The sequence below is a fragment of the Ruegeria sp. genome, assembly GCF_965199275.1.
Lineage (GTDB): Bacteria > Pseudomonadota > Alphaproteobacteria > Rhodobacterales > Rhodobacteraceae > Ruegeria.
In genome coordinates this window covers 79491-94740 of record NZ_CBDAQX010000015.1, presented here as the reverse complement: position 1 = coordinate 94740, position 15250 = coordinate 79491, and the positions used below count along the sequence as shown (strand labels likewise).

General features: G+C 62.8%; 17 protein-coding genes. 10 read left to right on the top strand and 7 right to left on the bottom strand.

Going from position 1 to position 15250, the window contains the following annotated elements; all coding sequences use genetic code 11:
• Positions 1-29: 29 nt before the first annotated feature.
• The 3 genes from ACOERD_RS11710 to ACOERD_RS11700 form a co-directional block, all read right to left on the bottom strand.
• Positions 30-1061, bottom strand: a complete 1032-nt coding sequence (locus ACOERD_RS11710) for an IS110 family transposase (RefSeq protein WP_419737613.1) — start codon at positions 1059-1061, stop codon at positions 30-32.
• 246 nt (positions 1062-1307) lie between these two features.
• Positions 1308-1877: a hypothetical protein gene (locus ACOERD_RS11705; protein WP_419739131.1), complete on the bottom strand. Its 570-nt coding sequence runs from the start codon at positions 1875-1877 to the stop codon at positions 1308-1310.
• The gene (locus tag ACOERD_RS11700) at positions 1874-3292 is read right to left on the bottom strand and encodes a hypothetical protein (RefSeq protein WP_419739130.1); all 1419 of its coding nucleotides are present in this window, start codon (positions 3290-3292) and stop codon (positions 1874-1876) included. Before ACOERD_RS11700 ends, ACOERD_RS11705 begins: the two co-directional genes overlap by 4 nt.
• 190 nt (positions 3293-3482) lie before the next feature.
• Here ACOERD_RS11700 and ACOERD_RS11695 point away from each other — a divergent pair, with 190 nt between their 5' ends.
• From ACOERD_RS11695 to ACOERD_RS11675, 5 genes are all read left to right on the top strand, one after another.
• Positions 3483-4115, top strand: a complete 633-nt coding sequence (locus ACOERD_RS11695) for a holin-associated N-acetylmuramidase (RefSeq protein WP_419739129.1) — start codon at positions 3483-3485, stop codon at positions 4113-4115.
• A 246-nt stretch (positions 4116-4361) separates the two neighbouring features.
• Positions 4362-5393 carry an IS110 family transposase gene (locus ACOERD_RS11690; protein ID WP_419737613.1) on the top strand — a complete coding sequence of 344 codons (1032 nt, stop codon included), beginning with the start codon at positions 4362-4364 and terminating at the stop codon, positions 5391-5393.
• 22 nt (positions 5394-5415) lie between these two features.
• The gene (locus ACOERD_RS11685) at positions 5416-6114 is read left to right on the top strand and encodes a 3TM-type holin (RefSeq protein ID WP_419739128.1); all 699 of its coding nucleotides are present in this window, start codon (positions 5416-5418) and stop codon (positions 6112-6114) included.
• A 224-nt stretch (positions 6115-6338) separates the two neighbouring features.
• Positions 6339-7025 carry a hypothetical protein gene (locus tag ACOERD_RS11680; RefSeq protein ID WP_419739127.1) on the top strand — a complete coding sequence of 229 codons (687 nt, stop codon included), beginning with the start codon at positions 6339-6341 and terminating at the stop codon, positions 7023-7025.
• A 386-nt stretch (positions 7026-7411) separates the two neighbouring features.
• Positions 7412-8203 carry a DNA adenine methylase gene (locus tag ACOERD_RS11675; RefSeq protein ID WP_419739409.1) on the top strand — a complete coding sequence of 264 codons (792 nt, stop codon included), beginning with the start codon at positions 7412-7414 and terminating at the stop codon, positions 8201-8203.
• A gap of 63 nt (positions 8204-8266) precedes the next feature.
• Here the strand turns inward: ACOERD_RS11675 and ACOERD_RS11670 are convergent, their stop codons facing one another.
• Both ACOERD_RS11670 and ACOERD_RS11665 read right to left on the bottom strand, forming a co-directional pair.
• The gene (locus tag ACOERD_RS11670) at positions 8267-8791 is read right to left on the bottom strand and encodes a phage baseplate protein (protein ID WP_419739126.1); all 525 of its coding nucleotides are present in this window, start codon (positions 8789-8791) and stop codon (positions 8267-8269) included.
• A gap of 36 nt (positions 8792-8827) precedes the next feature.
• Positions 8828-10240: a S24 family peptidase gene (locus ACOERD_RS11665; protein WP_419739125.1), complete on the bottom strand. Its 1413-nt coding sequence runs from the start codon at positions 10238-10240 to the stop codon at positions 8828-8830.
• A gap of 361 nt (positions 10241-10601) precedes the next feature.
• Here ACOERD_RS11665 and ACOERD_RS11660 point away from each other — a divergent pair, with 361 nt between their 5' ends.
• A complete protein-coding gene (locus ACOERD_RS11660; protein WP_419739124.1) occupies positions 10602-10820 on the top strand; it encodes a hypothetical protein in 219 nt (72 codons plus the stop codon).
• Entirely contained in the window at positions 10817-11098 is a 282-nt protein-coding gene (locus ACOERD_RS11655) for a hypothetical protein (RefSeq protein ID WP_419739123.1), read from the top strand. The genes ACOERD_RS11660 and ACOERD_RS11655 overlap by 4 nt, the downstream gene beginning before the upstream one ends.
• A 400-nt stretch (positions 11099-11498) precedes the next feature.
• Here ACOERD_RS11655 and ACOERD_RS11650 read toward each other — a convergent pair whose 3' ends face one another.
• Together ACOERD_RS11650 and ACOERD_RS11645 are read right to left on the bottom strand one after the other, a co-directional pair.
• Complete coding sequence (locus ACOERD_RS11650) at positions 11499-11768, bottom strand: hypothetical protein (protein WP_419737805.1); 270 nt, start codon at positions 11766-11768, stop codon at positions 11499-11501.
• 21 nt (positions 11769-11789) lie between these two features.
• Positions 11790-12821: an IS110 family transposase gene (locus ACOERD_RS11645; protein ID WP_419737763.1), complete on the bottom strand. Its 1032-nt coding sequence runs from the start codon at positions 12819-12821 to the stop codon at positions 11790-11792.
• A gap of 509 nt (positions 12822-13330) precedes the next feature.
• Here ACOERD_RS11645 and ACOERD_RS11640 point away from each other — a divergent pair.
• From ACOERD_RS11640 to ACOERD_RS11630, 3 genes are read left to right on the top strand one after another with little or no spacing between them, the layout of a single operon-like run.
• Complete coding sequence (locus ACOERD_RS11640; protein WP_419739122.1) at positions 13331-14068, top strand: helix-turn-helix domain-containing protein; 738 nt, start codon at positions 13331-13333, stop codon at positions 14066-14068.
• Complete coding sequence (locus tag ACOERD_RS11635) at positions 14065-14388, top strand: hypothetical protein (RefSeq protein WP_419739069.1); 324 nt, start codon at positions 14065-14067, stop codon at positions 14386-14388. The genes ACOERD_RS11640 and ACOERD_RS11635 overlap by 4 nt, the downstream gene beginning before the upstream one ends.
• Complete coding sequence (locus ACOERD_RS11630) at positions 14385-15194, top strand: hypothetical protein (protein ID WP_419737802.1); 810 nt, start codon at positions 14385-14387, stop codon at positions 15192-15194. Before ACOERD_RS11635 ends, ACOERD_RS11630 begins: the two co-directional genes overlap by 4 nt.
• Positions 15195-15250 lie beyond the last annotated feature (56 nt).

The following is a 15250-nucleotide window of genomic DNA, read 5'->3' as shown; positions in this document are numbered from 1 at the left end:
TGGAACATGACTGCCTCCTATGATGATTGTCAAGCAGGGCATTGATTTTGTTTGATTTTAAATTCGGCAAAATCGTCGAAGACCCAGCCGTTCTTGAGCGTGTCATAGATGATCTTGAGCAGCTTGCGGGCCGTGGCTATGATCGCCTTGCCCGCGCCACGGCGTTCCTTGATGCGCCGATAATAACTGTTGAGATATCCCGAATAGCGGATCGCGATGAGCGTACATTGCACCAGCGTGGTGCGCATGAGCTTGTTGCCGCGCTTCGTGATCCGCCCGTGATGTTCGGTTTCGTTCGAGTTACTCACCTTGGGCACGATGCCGACATAGGCGGCCAGCTTGTCCGCGTCGGAGAAGTCTTCAACCCTGCCGATCCCCGCCAGCAGGACCGCGGCAGATCGCGCACCGATCCCCTTGATGCTGGTGAGCCCCTCAAAGCCTTTCATGGCCGAGGCGGCCTCCTCGATGGCCTTGTCGATACGGTTCAGGGTCTCGGTCAGGCCGAGCGCCTGGTCCCGCAATGCCGCCAGTTCGACCTGCTCAAGCGGTGTGAAGCGGCTGAGATCCAGGTCGCGCAGGCGCTTCTTGCTGGACAACCCTTCCTTCTTCAGCTTCATGCCGTGACGGACAAACATCGCGTGGATGCCGTTCAGCAGCATGGTGCGCTGTTTGACCAGCATGTCACGCGTCCGGGTCAGCGAGGCCAGTTCGCTTTCCTGAGTGGACTTGAGCCGGGTTTCCGGCAGCATGTCCTTCGACAGGAAGAAGGCCAAAGCGCGCGCATCGTTCTTGTCGGTCTTTTTCACCGATGTGCGGATCACTTTAAACTGGCGCGGGTTGACCACAACGATCCGGCCGACACAGGGTTCCACCTCACCGCAGAACCAGGCCGTGTTGCCGGTGGCCTCGACCGCCAGTTCGTCATCCGCATCAAGGCTCTGACAGAACCGCTCAAGCGCCTGCGCGGACAGATGAAAGGTTTGGAATGTTTCCGATCCGTCCGTCTCACGCCGACAGATCGTGAAGGAATTCGTATGAAGATCGACACCTATGTAAGCCATGGCTATACTCCCTGCTCAAGGAGGCGGAGCCCCCAATGGGGCGTGAACGGCCAAACCAAGCTCCTATGCAGGATCACCGGCCAAAACCGGGCCCTATGGGGGCTGTTCGGAAACAGGCGAAAGCTAAGCTCCTCAACAGGGTCACAATGCCCTAAGACACAATTCAGCCTGAGACCTATCCGCCTCCCCGAATCCTCTAACAGATTCAGGGCGTTTGGCCGATCACAAATCATTCATACCCCCTCCTCAGATCTGTTGCGGCACGATCAGAACCCGGATCAGGTCCCCCGGCGCGTGCGCGGCTTGCAGGGCGATGCCCACCGCATGCGCGCGGGCCTGCCAGCTCACCAGAAGCCGGTCCCCGGTGGTCGCCACCGATATGCTCAGGCCCGCATCATCCGTGAGGGTGGCCTGGCCCAGGCGGTCGGCATAGCCGTCTGCCAGTTCGATCACACCGACAAGCCTGTCAGAGGCCCCCAGACCCGGAACCGCAAGGGCTGCATTCGCCGCACCCCCGTCCACGACACGCTGATGCAGACCGCCGCGCGGGGCGCGAATGCCCCGGCCGTTCGCATCGCCGCTCACCAGGGTGCCGGCGCTGAACGCGCCCCCCGCCTCCAGCATCGCAATGCCCGCAAGATGAATGTCCACCGCCCCGCCGGCGCTTGCACCAAGATCGGCGCTGATCCCGAGCGGCAGGACAGCCGGACCGGCCGCCTGAACCGCTTCCGTGCCGGGATCGGTGATCCGGCAGACCCGGCGCGCGGCAATACCTGCCCCGGCCTTGAAGCTCTTTGTGAGCAGATACTCCATCATTGCGCCGTCTCCCCGTTTGCGGCCCGGTGGATCGCCGTGGGCAGATCAAGCGTACCGCTCTTGTCCGCCGCCATCAGCGCCCGCGCCCGGTTGGCCAGATCCTGGGTGGCCGCCGTGAACTGTGCCTCCGGTGAAACCTGTGCACCCGGCCCGCCCACCTGCGCGAATGCGGGGGCAGGGACATGCGCGGGGTGCAGGGCTGTGCCCTGCCCCAGCGGCACCCGTTGCGGCAGGGCCGAGATCAGCCCATCCAGCACCTGGGACGGGCTGAGCGCCATCGGCCGCCCGTCCACCCCCGCCATAGTGATCTGGCCGCCGCCCTGATCGAGCGCGCAGAACAGCGCCGCATAGGCCTGCGCTTCCGCCGGCAATACACGCCCGGCCTGCACATGCGCCGCCACACGCGCGCTTGCGCCCCGCTCGCGATCCATGCCTTCGCGCGCCAGGCGTTCGGCCGCGATCTGCTGGCGCTCGGCAAAAAGCAGCTGGCGTTCCGAGGCCAGCTCGGCCACTTCCGCCGCATCCCGGGTCTGGGGCCCCGTCACACCACTGGCCCCCGGCGGCAGCGCCCCGGCGGGCGGCGCGGCCGCAAAAAGCGGCGGGACCGCACCCTGCGGCTGTGAGACAGGCACAAACTGTAGAGCCGGCTGCCGGGCTTGCTGAGGGGTTTGTTGGGGGAGCTGGGCCGCCTGCACCGCAAATTGCGGCGCCACATCCTGTGAAAGGGGATGGGCCTCAAGCGCACCACCCGGCTGTGCTGGTATCTGTCCTGCGGGCTGTACTTGCATCTGTTCTGCAGGCTGGGCCGTGAACCGGGCCGCCCCCGGGTCCATCACGGGCTGCATCACGGGGCTGGGTTGCGCGTCAAGCGGCAGGGCCGCAGCCTGCGGCGGCACCCTTGCGCTGGTGAAAACGGGTTGGTTCATCACACCCTCCGGTTGGGGACAGGAAAAGACAAGCACGCCATCGGCGCGCGCGGAAAACTGCGAAGGTGACAGACCTTCAATGGCCGGGCGCGATGCGCCCAGAAAGCCCAGATGCCGCAGGCGCCAGCCCGTGGACAGGGGCGCAAGCGCCACCGAGCGCGGCCCATAACGCCCCGCCTCCACCGCCGCCCGAAACCCCGCATCCAGGCGGCTCAGACGCGCCTGCAGACGATCGCCTGTCACCCGCAACCCGCTGACCCAGCCCATGGCAGGCCCGTCCGTGTCCGGATGGCCCAGCACCACAGGGGCCGGGTCGGCCCCGGCATAATCACCCACGATCGCGGCCAGGTCCGCCTCCGTCCAGGTCGCGCGCCGCCCATGGGCATCGGTATGGGTGCCCGCCCGGAAAATATCGATCCACCCGTCCAGCGCGGAAAAGGCGGCAGAGGCAGCGGATGGGGCTGCGGCAGGGGCGGCGGAAACTCTCATGAGGCCCAGGCTATCAGCCACAGCCCTGCGCGTCAGCGGACCATGGTCCGCTGACGCAAGAGCCCAAACCGCGCTACCCTGAAGCGCAGACACATATACCCCGAGCGCGCCCGCCGACAGGCGCGACCATATCGGGGGGGGGCCGCTCGCGGCGGGGCGGCCCCTCCCTCCCATGTGACGAAAGCGCGCCATGCAACACCCGGAGCAACACCCGGAGCAGACCCCTGAGGCCATCGCCCGCGAGATCGTGGCCCGCGAGGGCGGCTATGTGGATGACCCGGACGATCCCGGCGGGCCCACCAAATGGGGCGTGACGATCCACACCATGCGCACCCTCATGCTTGATCTTGACGGCGACGGCGATGTGGATGGCGAAGATGTCAGGTGCCTCACCCAGGAGATGGCCGTCGATATCTTCCTGCGGCACTATTTTCGCGCGCCCCGCATCGACTGGCTGCCGCAGGCGCTGCACGCCAGCGTCTTCGACATGCAGGTCAACGCGGGCTCAAACGCCATCAAGATCCTCCAGCGCCTGCTGCGGCTCTGCGGCCAGGACGTCAGCGTCGATGGCGCCATCGGACCCCAGACCGCGCGGGCAGCAGACGCGCTGGCCGCACAGGGCGCGCCGCTCGCGGACGCCTATGGCATCGCCCGGCGCGATTATTACTTCCGCCTCGCCGAGCGCCGGGCGCAGTTCCGCAAATACGTGCGCCGCCGCGATGGCGGCAAGGGCGGCTGGATCCGCCGCGCGGAAGACTTCATCGCCCCGCGCTTCCATCTCTCGCAGCGCCAGTTCGAAACCCGCATTGCCACCTGGACCTGAGGAGGGGGTATGAATGATTTGTGATCGGCCAAACGCCCTGAATCTGTTAGAGGATTCGGGGAGGCGGATAGGTCTCAGGCTGAATTGTGTCTTAGGGCATTGTGACCCTGTTGAGGAGCTTAGCTTTCGCCTGTTTCCGAACAGCCCCCATAGGGCCCGGTTTTGGCCGGTGATCCTGCATAGGAGCTTGGTTTGGCCGTTCACGCCCCATTGGGGGCTCCGCCTCCTTGAGCAGGGAGTATAGCCATGGCTTACATAGGTGTCGATCTTCATACGAATTCCTTCACGATCTGTCGGCGTGAGACGGACGGATCGGAAACATTCCAAACCTTTCATCTGTCCGCGCAGGCGCTTGAGCGGTTCTGTCAGAGCCTTGATGCGGATGACGAACTGGCGGTCGAGGCCACCGGCAACACGGCCTGGTTCTGCGGTGAGGTGGAACCCTGTGTCGGCCGGATCGTTGTGGTCAACCCGCGCCAGTTTAAAGTGATCCGCACATCGGTGAAAAAGACCGACAAGAACGATGCGCGCGCTTTGGCCTTCTTCCTGTCGAAGGACATGCTGCCGGAAACCCGGCTCAAGTCCACTCAGGAAAGCGAACTGGCCTCGCTGACCCGGACGCGTGACATGCTGGTCAAACAGCGCACCATGCTGCTGAACGGCATCCACGCGATGTTTGTCCGTCACGGCATGAAGCTGAAGAAGGAAGGGTTGTCCAGCAAGAAGCGCCTGCGCGACCTGGATCTCAGCCGCTTCACACCGCTTGAGCAGGTCGAACTGGCGGCATTGCGGGACCAGGCGCTCGGCCTGACCGAGACCCTGAACCGTATCGACAAGGCCATCGAGGAGGCCGCCTCGGCCATGAAAGGCTTTGAGGGGCTCACCAGCATCAAGGGGATCGGTGCGCGATCTGCCGCGGTCCTGCTGGCGGGGATCGGCAGGGTTGAAGACTTCTCCGACGCGGACAAGCTGGCCGCCTATGTCGGCATCGTGCCCAAGGTGAGTAACTCGAACGAAACCGAACATCACGGGCGGATCACGAAGCGCGGCAACAAGCTCATGCGCACCACGCTGGTGCAATGTACGCTCATCGCGATCCGCTATTCGGGATATCTCAACAGTTATTATCGGCGCATCAAGGAACGCCGTGGCGCGGGCAAGGCGATCATAGCCACGGCCCGCAAGCTGCTCAAGATCATCTATGACACGCTCAAGAACGGCTGGGTCTTCGACGATTTTGCCGAATTTAAAATCAAACAAAATCAATGCCCTGCTTGACAATCATCATAGGAGGCCCCACATGTTCCTGCGCATCCTCTCCGGCCTCTTCGGCGGCACCCGCAATGTCGCCACCGAGGTGATCGAAACCTTCCGCCCCAATGCGGAAAGTTCCGCACAGCGCGCCGCCGATGCCAAAGCCGCCGCCCTGGCGCAGTTTGCCGCCGAGTTCGCAAGCCCGCCCGCCGGAGCCTTCGACCGCGTCGTCAACGCGCTCAACCGCCTGCCACGCCCGGTCATGGCGCTCGGCACCATCGCGCTTTTTGCCTTCGCCATGTGGGACCCCCAGGGCTTTGCCATCCGCATGACCGCGCTCGAGCTTGTTCCCGACAATCTCTGGATCATCCTGGGCATGATCATGAGCTTTTATTTCGGGGCACGCACTTTTGAGAAAATGCGCAGGTCCCGCCCGCCAAAAGACGTCGCCCGCACCCTCGAGACCATGGCCGCCATCGAAGGGCTGAGACCGGCTCAGGATCATCCATCGGGCGAAACGGCATCAGGGAAAGTGGCAGGGGAAACAGGCGCACATCACGACACCCCGGCAGAGCCCGAAGGCCACGGCACGTCAGCGGGCACTCCCGAAGCGGACAGTCGAGGCGCGACCGCCGAACCGCGCGTACCCGGCACCGGGGCAGGCACCGCCAGGCGCGAGGCCCAACAGCCCCGCAAAACCACAGGCAATGCCGCCCTTGATGAATGGCTGGCCGGAACGGCGTGAGAAGACACGATTGAGGCGGCCGACCGGTTTTGCCATCCCGGACAGATATCGGGATCATTTTGACAGAGGGCCGATTCTGTACAATGTTGAGAAAAGTGCAGTTGAGATCGCCATGGCCCCGGCAACACGGAAATTGCCTGCCCGGGCATTAAAGCGCTTGAGCCGGAGCGGGGTTCCATCAGCCGGAACCCATTGAATTTGACAGCAAGTCAAGGCAGGGACAATTGGAAGCAGAAAAAGAAAATGAATGTGAATTCAGTGCGCAGTTGAAAGAACTGGAAAGCGACGCTGATCAGGCAAGTTGGTATATCGGCTTCCTTAAAGCCACGGTTGATAATCCGGACGTTTGCGATCGTCTGAATGGGTCAATCTGCGGGCATGCGGGTGTGGTCGCGCGCGCAGGTGCAAAAAACTCGGTAATACTTTATTGCAATCGTGCATGGGATGAGGGCCATAACGTAATCTCCTTACCGAAGGTGATGAACATCCTGCCTGGATTAGAGGTTCTGGAGGCTCGCAAAAGGGATCGGCTTGATCCCGCGCTGGACGCCCAAGATAAACAGCGCCTGTCGTCATCTCTCGAATGCCTGAAAGCCAAATACGCCGCCATAAAAGCCTGCCCCGAGAAAAAGGCATTTAGGGTGTTGCGATCAGAATGGCTTGCACACAGGATTATCGGGAGCCGCGATAGGGTAAATGCCGAAAAAGCTGACCTGAATGTTGATGGTGCGACGTATGATGATCTCCTGCAATTTGCCGAAGGAACCGCAAGTTTGGTTGGTCAGCTTCGCTATTTATGGGACCAGACAGTTGACCCTTATCCTGACAAGATCAAATACGCCACCCGTATCGCCGGGGAATTTTGGCGCCTGATCCCGGTTTTGAAAGATGTGGAAGCAGGTAATTATTGAGCCTGTCGGCGTTGCGCCCGCTCTCTGAGTTTTGGGCAGAGTGCGGATGTCGAGCCACCTCCTCAACACATCCAGGCTGCACACTATGTGATTAAAAGCCGGACAAAGCCCCGCGCGGACCATGGTCCGCTGCACGGCAGCCGCTGCCCATGCTATGGACCCACGACGCCGCCCGCATCGCGCCATCCAAAAGGCCGGGACGGGGGCCGGGATGCTGACAACATCCCGAACCGGGAGATCGAGCCCTCCCACGACCAGAACAGGCCAGCACTGGCCATCCCGCCACCCTGCACAGGGCGGGATCATGATCGTGGAAGTCTTTTCCCTTGTCCATGCCCTTGTCCATGCCCTTGTCCACACCCCATAGCGACACACCCAAGACCGGGATGGCGCCGGTGAACCCGGCCGCGCCCGTGGCCCCCTGGCTGGGTGGCAAGCGCTGTCTGGCCGCCAGGATTACTGCCCGCATTGCCGCCATCCCGCATGTCACCTATGCCGAGCCCTTCGTGGGCATGGGCGGGGTGTTCCTGCGCCGCAGGATGCGCCCGCGCGCGGAGGTGATCAATGATCTCAGCCGCGATGTCAGCACGCTCTTTCGCATCCTGCAGCGCCATTACCCGCAATTCATCGAAACCCTGCGCTTCCAGCTGACCACGCGGCCCGAGTTCGAGCGCCTGGGCGCAACGGACCCCGACACCCTGACCGACCTCGAACGCGCCGCGCGCTTTCTCTACCTGCAGCGCACAAGCTTTGGCGGCAAGGTCACCGGGCGCAGCTTCGGGGTCAGCAAGGAGCGGCCCGCGCGCTTCAACCTCACAACGCTCGAGCCCCTGCTGGAAGACCTGCACACACGGCTTTCAGGGGTCGTGATCGAATGCCTGGGCTGGGAGGCCTTCATTGCCCGCTATGACGCGCCGGGCACGCTCTTCTATCTCGACCCGCCCTACCTGGGCCATGAGGGCGATTATGGCCCGCACATGTTCGCGCGCGCCGATTTTGCGCGCATGGCAGCGATGCTGCAGCACATCAAGGGAAGGTTCATCCTGTCGATCAATGACCGGGCAGAGATCCGCGAGATATTCGCATGGGCCGATTGCAAAGAGGTCGAGACACGCTATTCGGCCAATGCAAAGGCCAGCCGAAAGGTCAGGGAGTTGCTGATCGAAGGCGGCGGGTGAGGGTGAATCAAATATCTGGATTCAACGAACCCGTATTGCGGGGTTTAAGGTGGTGAGATTTTCTCAATTCTTCTTACAAAAATAGAGCGCAATGTAGGGTGGCATCGTATCGACCGGATTCCCTTCTCCAGTTTCGGCGGTTTGGCGGCGAATCTCATGGCCACTATTATCTCTGTCGCTATCACCTTTGTTGCCAAGCGCGTTAGTGAGCGCAGACGAGCGACCGCCCACCTCAGACCAATAGATGTCATTATAGCCGTGCTGGTGTTTTGGTAAGTTGGATTTGTCAAGCGTCACTCGTTCGTAGCCCCCTTCCTCACGGTAATTGTAGCTGGAGAGTTTGTTTCCCGATGATACTTGGCCAGGACCTACGCCAATAAGCACGCGGCTTTGAGCTTGCTGAAAAACGGACCAGCCATGCGGGCAGCCGTTCGGCACATCAAAGGCAACGACGGCATTTGCAGGTAACGCGCCAATGAGTTTGGCAACTCCGCCTTCGGTAAACCAATTCGCGATTAACGTGACAAAACCGATTAAAGTCGTCGCCAGGATCGCACTGGCAGCACCGATAAGAAGCTGTTTGCTCATTTCCCTGTTCCTCATTCTAAGCTTTTTCCTTTTACTCTACCCGCCAGCCACCACAACGGCCTTCTCCGGCCCGAACCAGATCACCCGGCCAAGGATGCAGTCTTCTTCTGTAACCGGGCGCGGCGGGGGGCCTTGAGCGTTGTCGCTGGTCATGACCCAGCCCTCCTGATCCCCAGAACCCTCCTGTTTGAGCCGCCTGACCACAAGACCGGTCTCGGTGCGGATCACGAAGAGCGCGCCCTCGCGTGCTTCCCGGTCGCCGTGGTCGATCACCAGGATATCGCCCGAGCGAATCGTGGGCTCCATCGTATGCCCTTCGGCGCGCAGCGCAATGGCACGCTCGGGCCTCAGACCCGGCGGTAAAGCCTCGGCGGGAATGCCCAGGCTTATCTCACTTTCCTCGAACACCTCTTCGCCCGCACCCGGGCCCGCGCGCACGTCGCCCGCAAAGGGCAGACTGATTCGGGTCTCGTCCTCGTCCGGTGCGGGCGGCAGGCGGGCGTCCAGCAGTGCCGCCAGTTCGTCCTTCAGGGAGCGCGTCTCGGACTTGAGCGTGCGCGCCACCTTCCGCTCCAGCGCCGCCACCGGCGTGGCATGGGCCGTGCCCCGGGTGGCAATCTTTGCCTCCATCGCTTTCAGCACCGCATCCGCGCTGGCGCCCTCGGGCAGGCCCAGCATATCGGTGATCGCCTTCGGCACCCGCTCCACAGGGGCGACGTTTGATCCTTCGGGTGGCGCGGCGGGGTCGGGCGCTTTCGGGTCGGGGATATATTCGGCCCCTTCCGTACCCGGCTTGCCCCGGAACACCGCCACCACCGGGTAGACCTCGCGGATGCCCGCCGGCAGCCGCTCCTCGTCAAAGCTCTGCTGCTCGCCGTCGCGTTTGGGAAGCCAGCCCCGGAGCTTGAGGGAACCGGTTTCTGTCTTTTCCACCAGACGCTTGATCGCCGCGCGCCCCTGAAAATCCAGTATCCAGACCCGGTCCCCGTCCCGCACCTCGCGGCCCGGCGAGACAAGGCACACGCAGCCGCCGTCGATGCCTTCGGGGATCATCGACTGCCCCGTGGCAGACACCCAGAAAGCGTCATCGTCCATGATATCCTCCGGTCTGGGCAGGGGGTCGCGCAGGGGCTGGCTCTTCGACCAGCCCTGCACCGAGCAGGTGGCCAGCCCCCGGTGCGGCAGGGTCGCCTCGGTGAAGGCGCTCCAGTTCGGCGCGCGCGGCGATTCGACAGGCGCACCATCGCGCGGCGGGCCGATGTAGAACTCGAGACCAAGGGCGCGGCAGAGCCCGCGCAATGTCTTTGCCGTGGGGGACTTGCCTCTTCGTAAGTGCTGGATCGGTGCAGTATCAGATCTGTCAAACGCACGAAGGGTCAACTGAGCTTGTGTCAAGCCCTGCTCGACTCGCCGCGCATCAATAACTTCGTATATCTGCGATTCATCCATCGGTGCACACGTCCACTGCCAATTTAGATGTCGTATCTAAAATTGTGCAAATGGGCACCAAATTTTACTTGCAGTGCACAAATGATCTAAAATAAAGTGCGTTTATGCACCGCAGCCACATCATAACCCTCATTGACCTTTTCCGGACGAAAGTGCCGCGCGCCGAAGCTACGATTTCAAATTGGATTCTGGGTCATGCGCGACTTTTCCTTCGCTTACGCAATCGGCAGCCGGTCACGGATGTGACCTACGAGCGAACATACCAATGGTTTTCCGACCACTGGCCTTCGGACCTGGCCTGGCCCTCTGACATCCCGCGCCCGACACCGACGCCGGGCTCGCCTGCTGCGGAGGCGGCTGCATGAGCGGGCGCTGCGATCACTGCGGCGCGCGCGATGCGGGCGTCTACGAGCTGGCGCTGATCCGGGTGGATGATCACCTGATGGAGCCGGGCGCCGTGGCCTGCGCGCGCATGACAGCACTTTGCGCACCGTGCCGCGACGCGCTGGCCACCCGCGTGGCGGGCCTCTTGCCGGTCTGGGAGGGCGGCAGCGCTATGAACAAGGACAAGACTGCATGATCACCACACTCTTCGACAGGCAACAATACATCTGTGGCGTGGATGTTCTGGCAACCCGGCAGGACCCGGTGGAACGCCTTGCGACCCGCAAGGTCATCGCCGCCTTTGCCACCGCATTTTCGGACCTTGGCGTGTTCTGGATTGAGTACGATCTCTCCGGGGCGGGTATCGAGATAAACGACTATGATCGTGCGTTCATTCGCCGGATCGCGGGTTTGCCCACTGCTCAATCGTCCCACGATCCTGATCCTCATTCCGGCCCGGGGGCAGCAGCTTAATGGCGTCATCAACAGAAATCGCGCCCGAAAGCAGGCCTGCCCTGACCACAGCCATGAGGGGGCGCATAATGCTCATGATCGTTTCAAAATCCCGATTGCCGGCCTCACTTATACGCCGGTCGATCTCCGTCATTAACATGTATTTTTCCGCATCCATTTATCTCTCCATCGGTTGGTTTGCATCTCCGATGGAACCGGCGGCGGGACCAGGCGTTACGCCCGGTCCTGCCAAAGCGGAGGGTCTGTCATGATCCGCCCGCCCGACACCCCTGCAGCAACGAGGTAACGGCCATGCATAACCATCCTACTCCGAATCTTGACGAGATTGCCGATCCGGCTGATCGGCTGATCAATGTGCTCGTCGACGAGATGGATTGCAGGGGGCCGATCGCCGCCGCGCTCAGGGTGACGTTTTCTCGCCGCCAGAAACAAGATCACGAATTTGATCAATGAGGCTGATCGTGACCCTCATCTCCAGTTCATCCCAGGCGTCTTCGGGGCTGACGCTCCGAATGGTGCGCTCCATATCGTTGAGTTTTTCCGCAAATACCTCCGCTGATAGCGCGCCGCTGTCGATCAGGGAGGCAATCAGCGCGATCAGTAAATGGTGTGTGCTTCGGGCTGAGCGGCTTGCGACCTTGGCGATTATTTCGGCGTTATCTGGATCCATCTTTTCCTCCTATGATGATTGTCAAGCATGACATTGATTTTGTTTGATTTTAAATTCGACAAAATCGTCGAAGACCCAGCCGTTCTTGAGCGTGTCATAGATGATCTTGAGCAGCTTGCGGGCAGTGGCTATGATCGCCTTGCCCGCGCCACGGCGTTCCTTGATGCGCCGATAATGGCTGTTGAGATATCCCGAATAGCGGATCGCGATGAGCGTACATTGCACCAGCGTGGTGCGCATGAGCTTGTTGCCGCGCTTCGTGATCCGCCCGTGATGTTCGGTTTCGTTTGAGTTGCTCACCTTGGGCACGATGCCGACATAGGCGGCCAGCTTGTCCGCGTCGGAGAAGTCTTCAACCCTGCCGATCCCCGCCAGCAGGACCGCGGCAGATCGCGCACCGATCCCCTTGATGCTGGTGAGCCCCTCAAAGCCTTTCATGGCCGAGGCGGCCTCCTCGATGGCCTTGTCGAGACGGCTCAGGGTTTCGGTCAGGCCGAGCGCCTGGTCCCGCAATGCCGCCAGTTCGACCTGCTCAAGCGGTGTGAAGCGGCTGAGATCCAGGTCGCGCAGGCGCTTCTTGCTGGACAACCCTTCCTTCTTCAGCTTCATGCCGTGGCGGACAAACATCGCGTGGATGCCGTTCAGCAGCATGGTGCGCTGTTTGACCAGCATGTCACGCGTCCGGGTCAGCGAGGCCAGTTCGCTTTCCTGAGTGGACTTGAGCCGGGTTTCCGGCAGCATGTCCTTCGACAGGAAAAACGCCAGGGCGCGGGCATCGTTGCGATCGGTTTTCTTCACCGATGTGCGGATCACTTTAAACTGGCGCGGGTTGACCACAACGATCCGGCCGACACAGGGTTCCACCTCACCGCAGAACCAGGCCGTGTTGCCGGTGGCCTCGACCGCCAGTTCGTCATCCGCATCAAGGCTCTGACAGAACTGCTCAAGCGCCTGCGCGGACAGTTGAAAGGTTTGGAATGTTTCCGATCCGTCCGTCTCACGCCGACAGATCGTGAAGGAATTCGTATGAAGATCGACACCTATGTAAGCCATGGCTATACTCCCTGCTCAAGGAGGCGGAGCCCCCAATGGGGCGTGAACGGCCAAACCAAGCTCCTATGCAGGATCACCGGCCAAAACCGGGCCCTATGGGGGCTGTTCGGAAACAGGCGAAGGCTAAGCTCCACTACAGGGTCACAATGCCCTACGAAAACATCCAGCCTGAGACCTATCCGCCTCCCCGAATCCTCTAACAGATTCAGGGCGTTTGGCCGATCACAAATCATTCATACCCCCTCCATCGGTTGGTTTGCATCTCCGATGGTACCGGCGGCGGGGGAGGGCGTCACGCCTGACCCGGCCGCCACCCCTGACCGGTTACTCCCTGGCTCTGCGCGCCCGCCTGTAGCGCGCAGCACCTGCCCCCACGGCCCTGTCCGTGGAGGCCTTCTTGCCCGGCTCGTCCGCGCCCTGGACGATCACTGGCTGAGCGATCTCATTGGCGCGGTCTCGCTGTTCGGGGCACTCTGGGTTCTGCTGGTGCTTGCCTGGGCGGTGAGCCCATGAGCGCCGCCTCCGATTTCCGGCAATTGCGCCGCGCCCTTGCGGAGGCGGGCCGGTCGATCGGCCCGGCCGAACCCTGCGGCCGCATGGATGCCCGCACCGCCAAAGCCACCTTGGGCGGACTGCGCAAGGCGGCGGCCCTTGGCGCAGAGCTTGAAGCCTGCGGCGCGATGGCCCGCGCAGAGGCGGCGCTCACCGGCGTGATGGCGTTTGAGACGGGCGACAGGATCGGGCGCGAGGCGGACGACAAGACCGCCCCCGAAACACTCCCCGAGATAACCCCGGAAACATCCCCTGCGACGGGGCACGCACCCGTCCCGCAAAGCGACACACCGCCCCTTTCGCGCGCGGAGCTGCGCGCCCTGCTCAGCGAGCTTGCGCCGCTGCCGCATCTGCCGGGCGGGCAGGACCGCGCGCTGGCGCGGATTGTCCTGGTGAGCGCCCATGTGGCCGGGCTGGAGGCGGATGCGCTGCGCGGGGGTTTCAAGGATCGGGAGGTTGCACAGGCGCGGCAGATGGCCATGTGCCTGTGCGCTGCCCTCACGCAAGCCACGTATGGGCGCATCGGTGCGGCCCTTGGCGGGCGCGATCATAAGGCGGTGACCCGTGGCATTGCCCGGGCGCAGGCGCGCATCGAGGCCTGTGATGGGGCGGCGCTGATGGTGGCGGAGGTGCTTGCGCATCTCAACGAGACCCCTGCGGGTGGCGGTGCGCCCTGTGGGGGAGGGCGCGCATGATGCATGCGGCGCGCCTCTCCCGCTCCCCGCGCCTGCAGCGCCTGCACGCGTTTTTGCGCGACGGGCGGGAGCACTCGACGCGCGAGATCGTGACGGGGGCGGATGTCTGCGCCGTGAATGCGGCGGTGGCGGAGTTGCGCGCCAACGGCGCGGAGATCGCCTGCCGCCAGGGTATCGATCCGATGACGATGGAGCGCATCTTTCTCTACCGGCTTGTGAGGCCGGTCCCGCCACCGGCTCAAGGGGCGGCCGAACGCGCCCCCGTGTTGCCGGAACCCGAAGATCAGCAAGGCCACACTGGAAAAGAGGACGCACAATGATTGAGCCCCGCGAACAGATAGAGGCGCGCCTTGATGCCGAATGGGAAGAGAAGGGCCTTTCGATTGTGGCGCGCGAAAGGGCGTTCGACCGTGGCCTTGACGGCATTGCCTGGGAGATGGGTGACTGGGTTGCCGAGCGCCCGACGGCCTATGGCGACATGACGCGGCTGGCGGAAAAGCTGGACGTGCCTTTGGGCACATTGAAGAACCGCGCCTCGGTGGCGCGGCGGATCGAACCGTCCCGACGCCGGGACGAACTGAGCTGGTCGCATCATGCCGAAGTGGCGGGGCTGGAGCCGGAAGAGGGCGATGCGGTTCTGGCCGAGGCCTCGCTTTACAACTGGTCCGTGGACCGGCTGCGCGGCGTGATGGCGGAGCGCTCCGCAAGGGGCCGTGCCGAGCGTGAAAACGCGCGACTGAAGGCGGAGATCGAGGCGCTGAAGGCCGAGCGGGCGGGGCCCGATGCGGCGCGGCGCGTGGTTGATGGTGTGCGCGCCGATATCGAGGCAGGCCTTGATATGGTGGAGGAAGGGTATCGCCGCATTCTCGCTGCGACGGAATCGGAAGATCTTGCGGTTGCGGTTGCAAGTCTGCACGGCAATGCACGCCGCCGCCTGGCCCCGTCACTGGAGGCCCTGATCGGACGGGCGCTGGAGGAGAGGGTTACGAAGCTGGCCGGAAAAGTCAGCGCGTCGCTCACCCGCCTGGCGACGGATGCAAACCGTCACGACGCCATGACGGTTGATGACGCCACCCCGGAACAAGCCGGCCCCTTGCCGGCAGGGATTTCAGGCCATAGCCCATGACATTCGCACCACCCAAACCCGCCATATCGCCAAACCCGCCCCCTGCAGCACCCCTG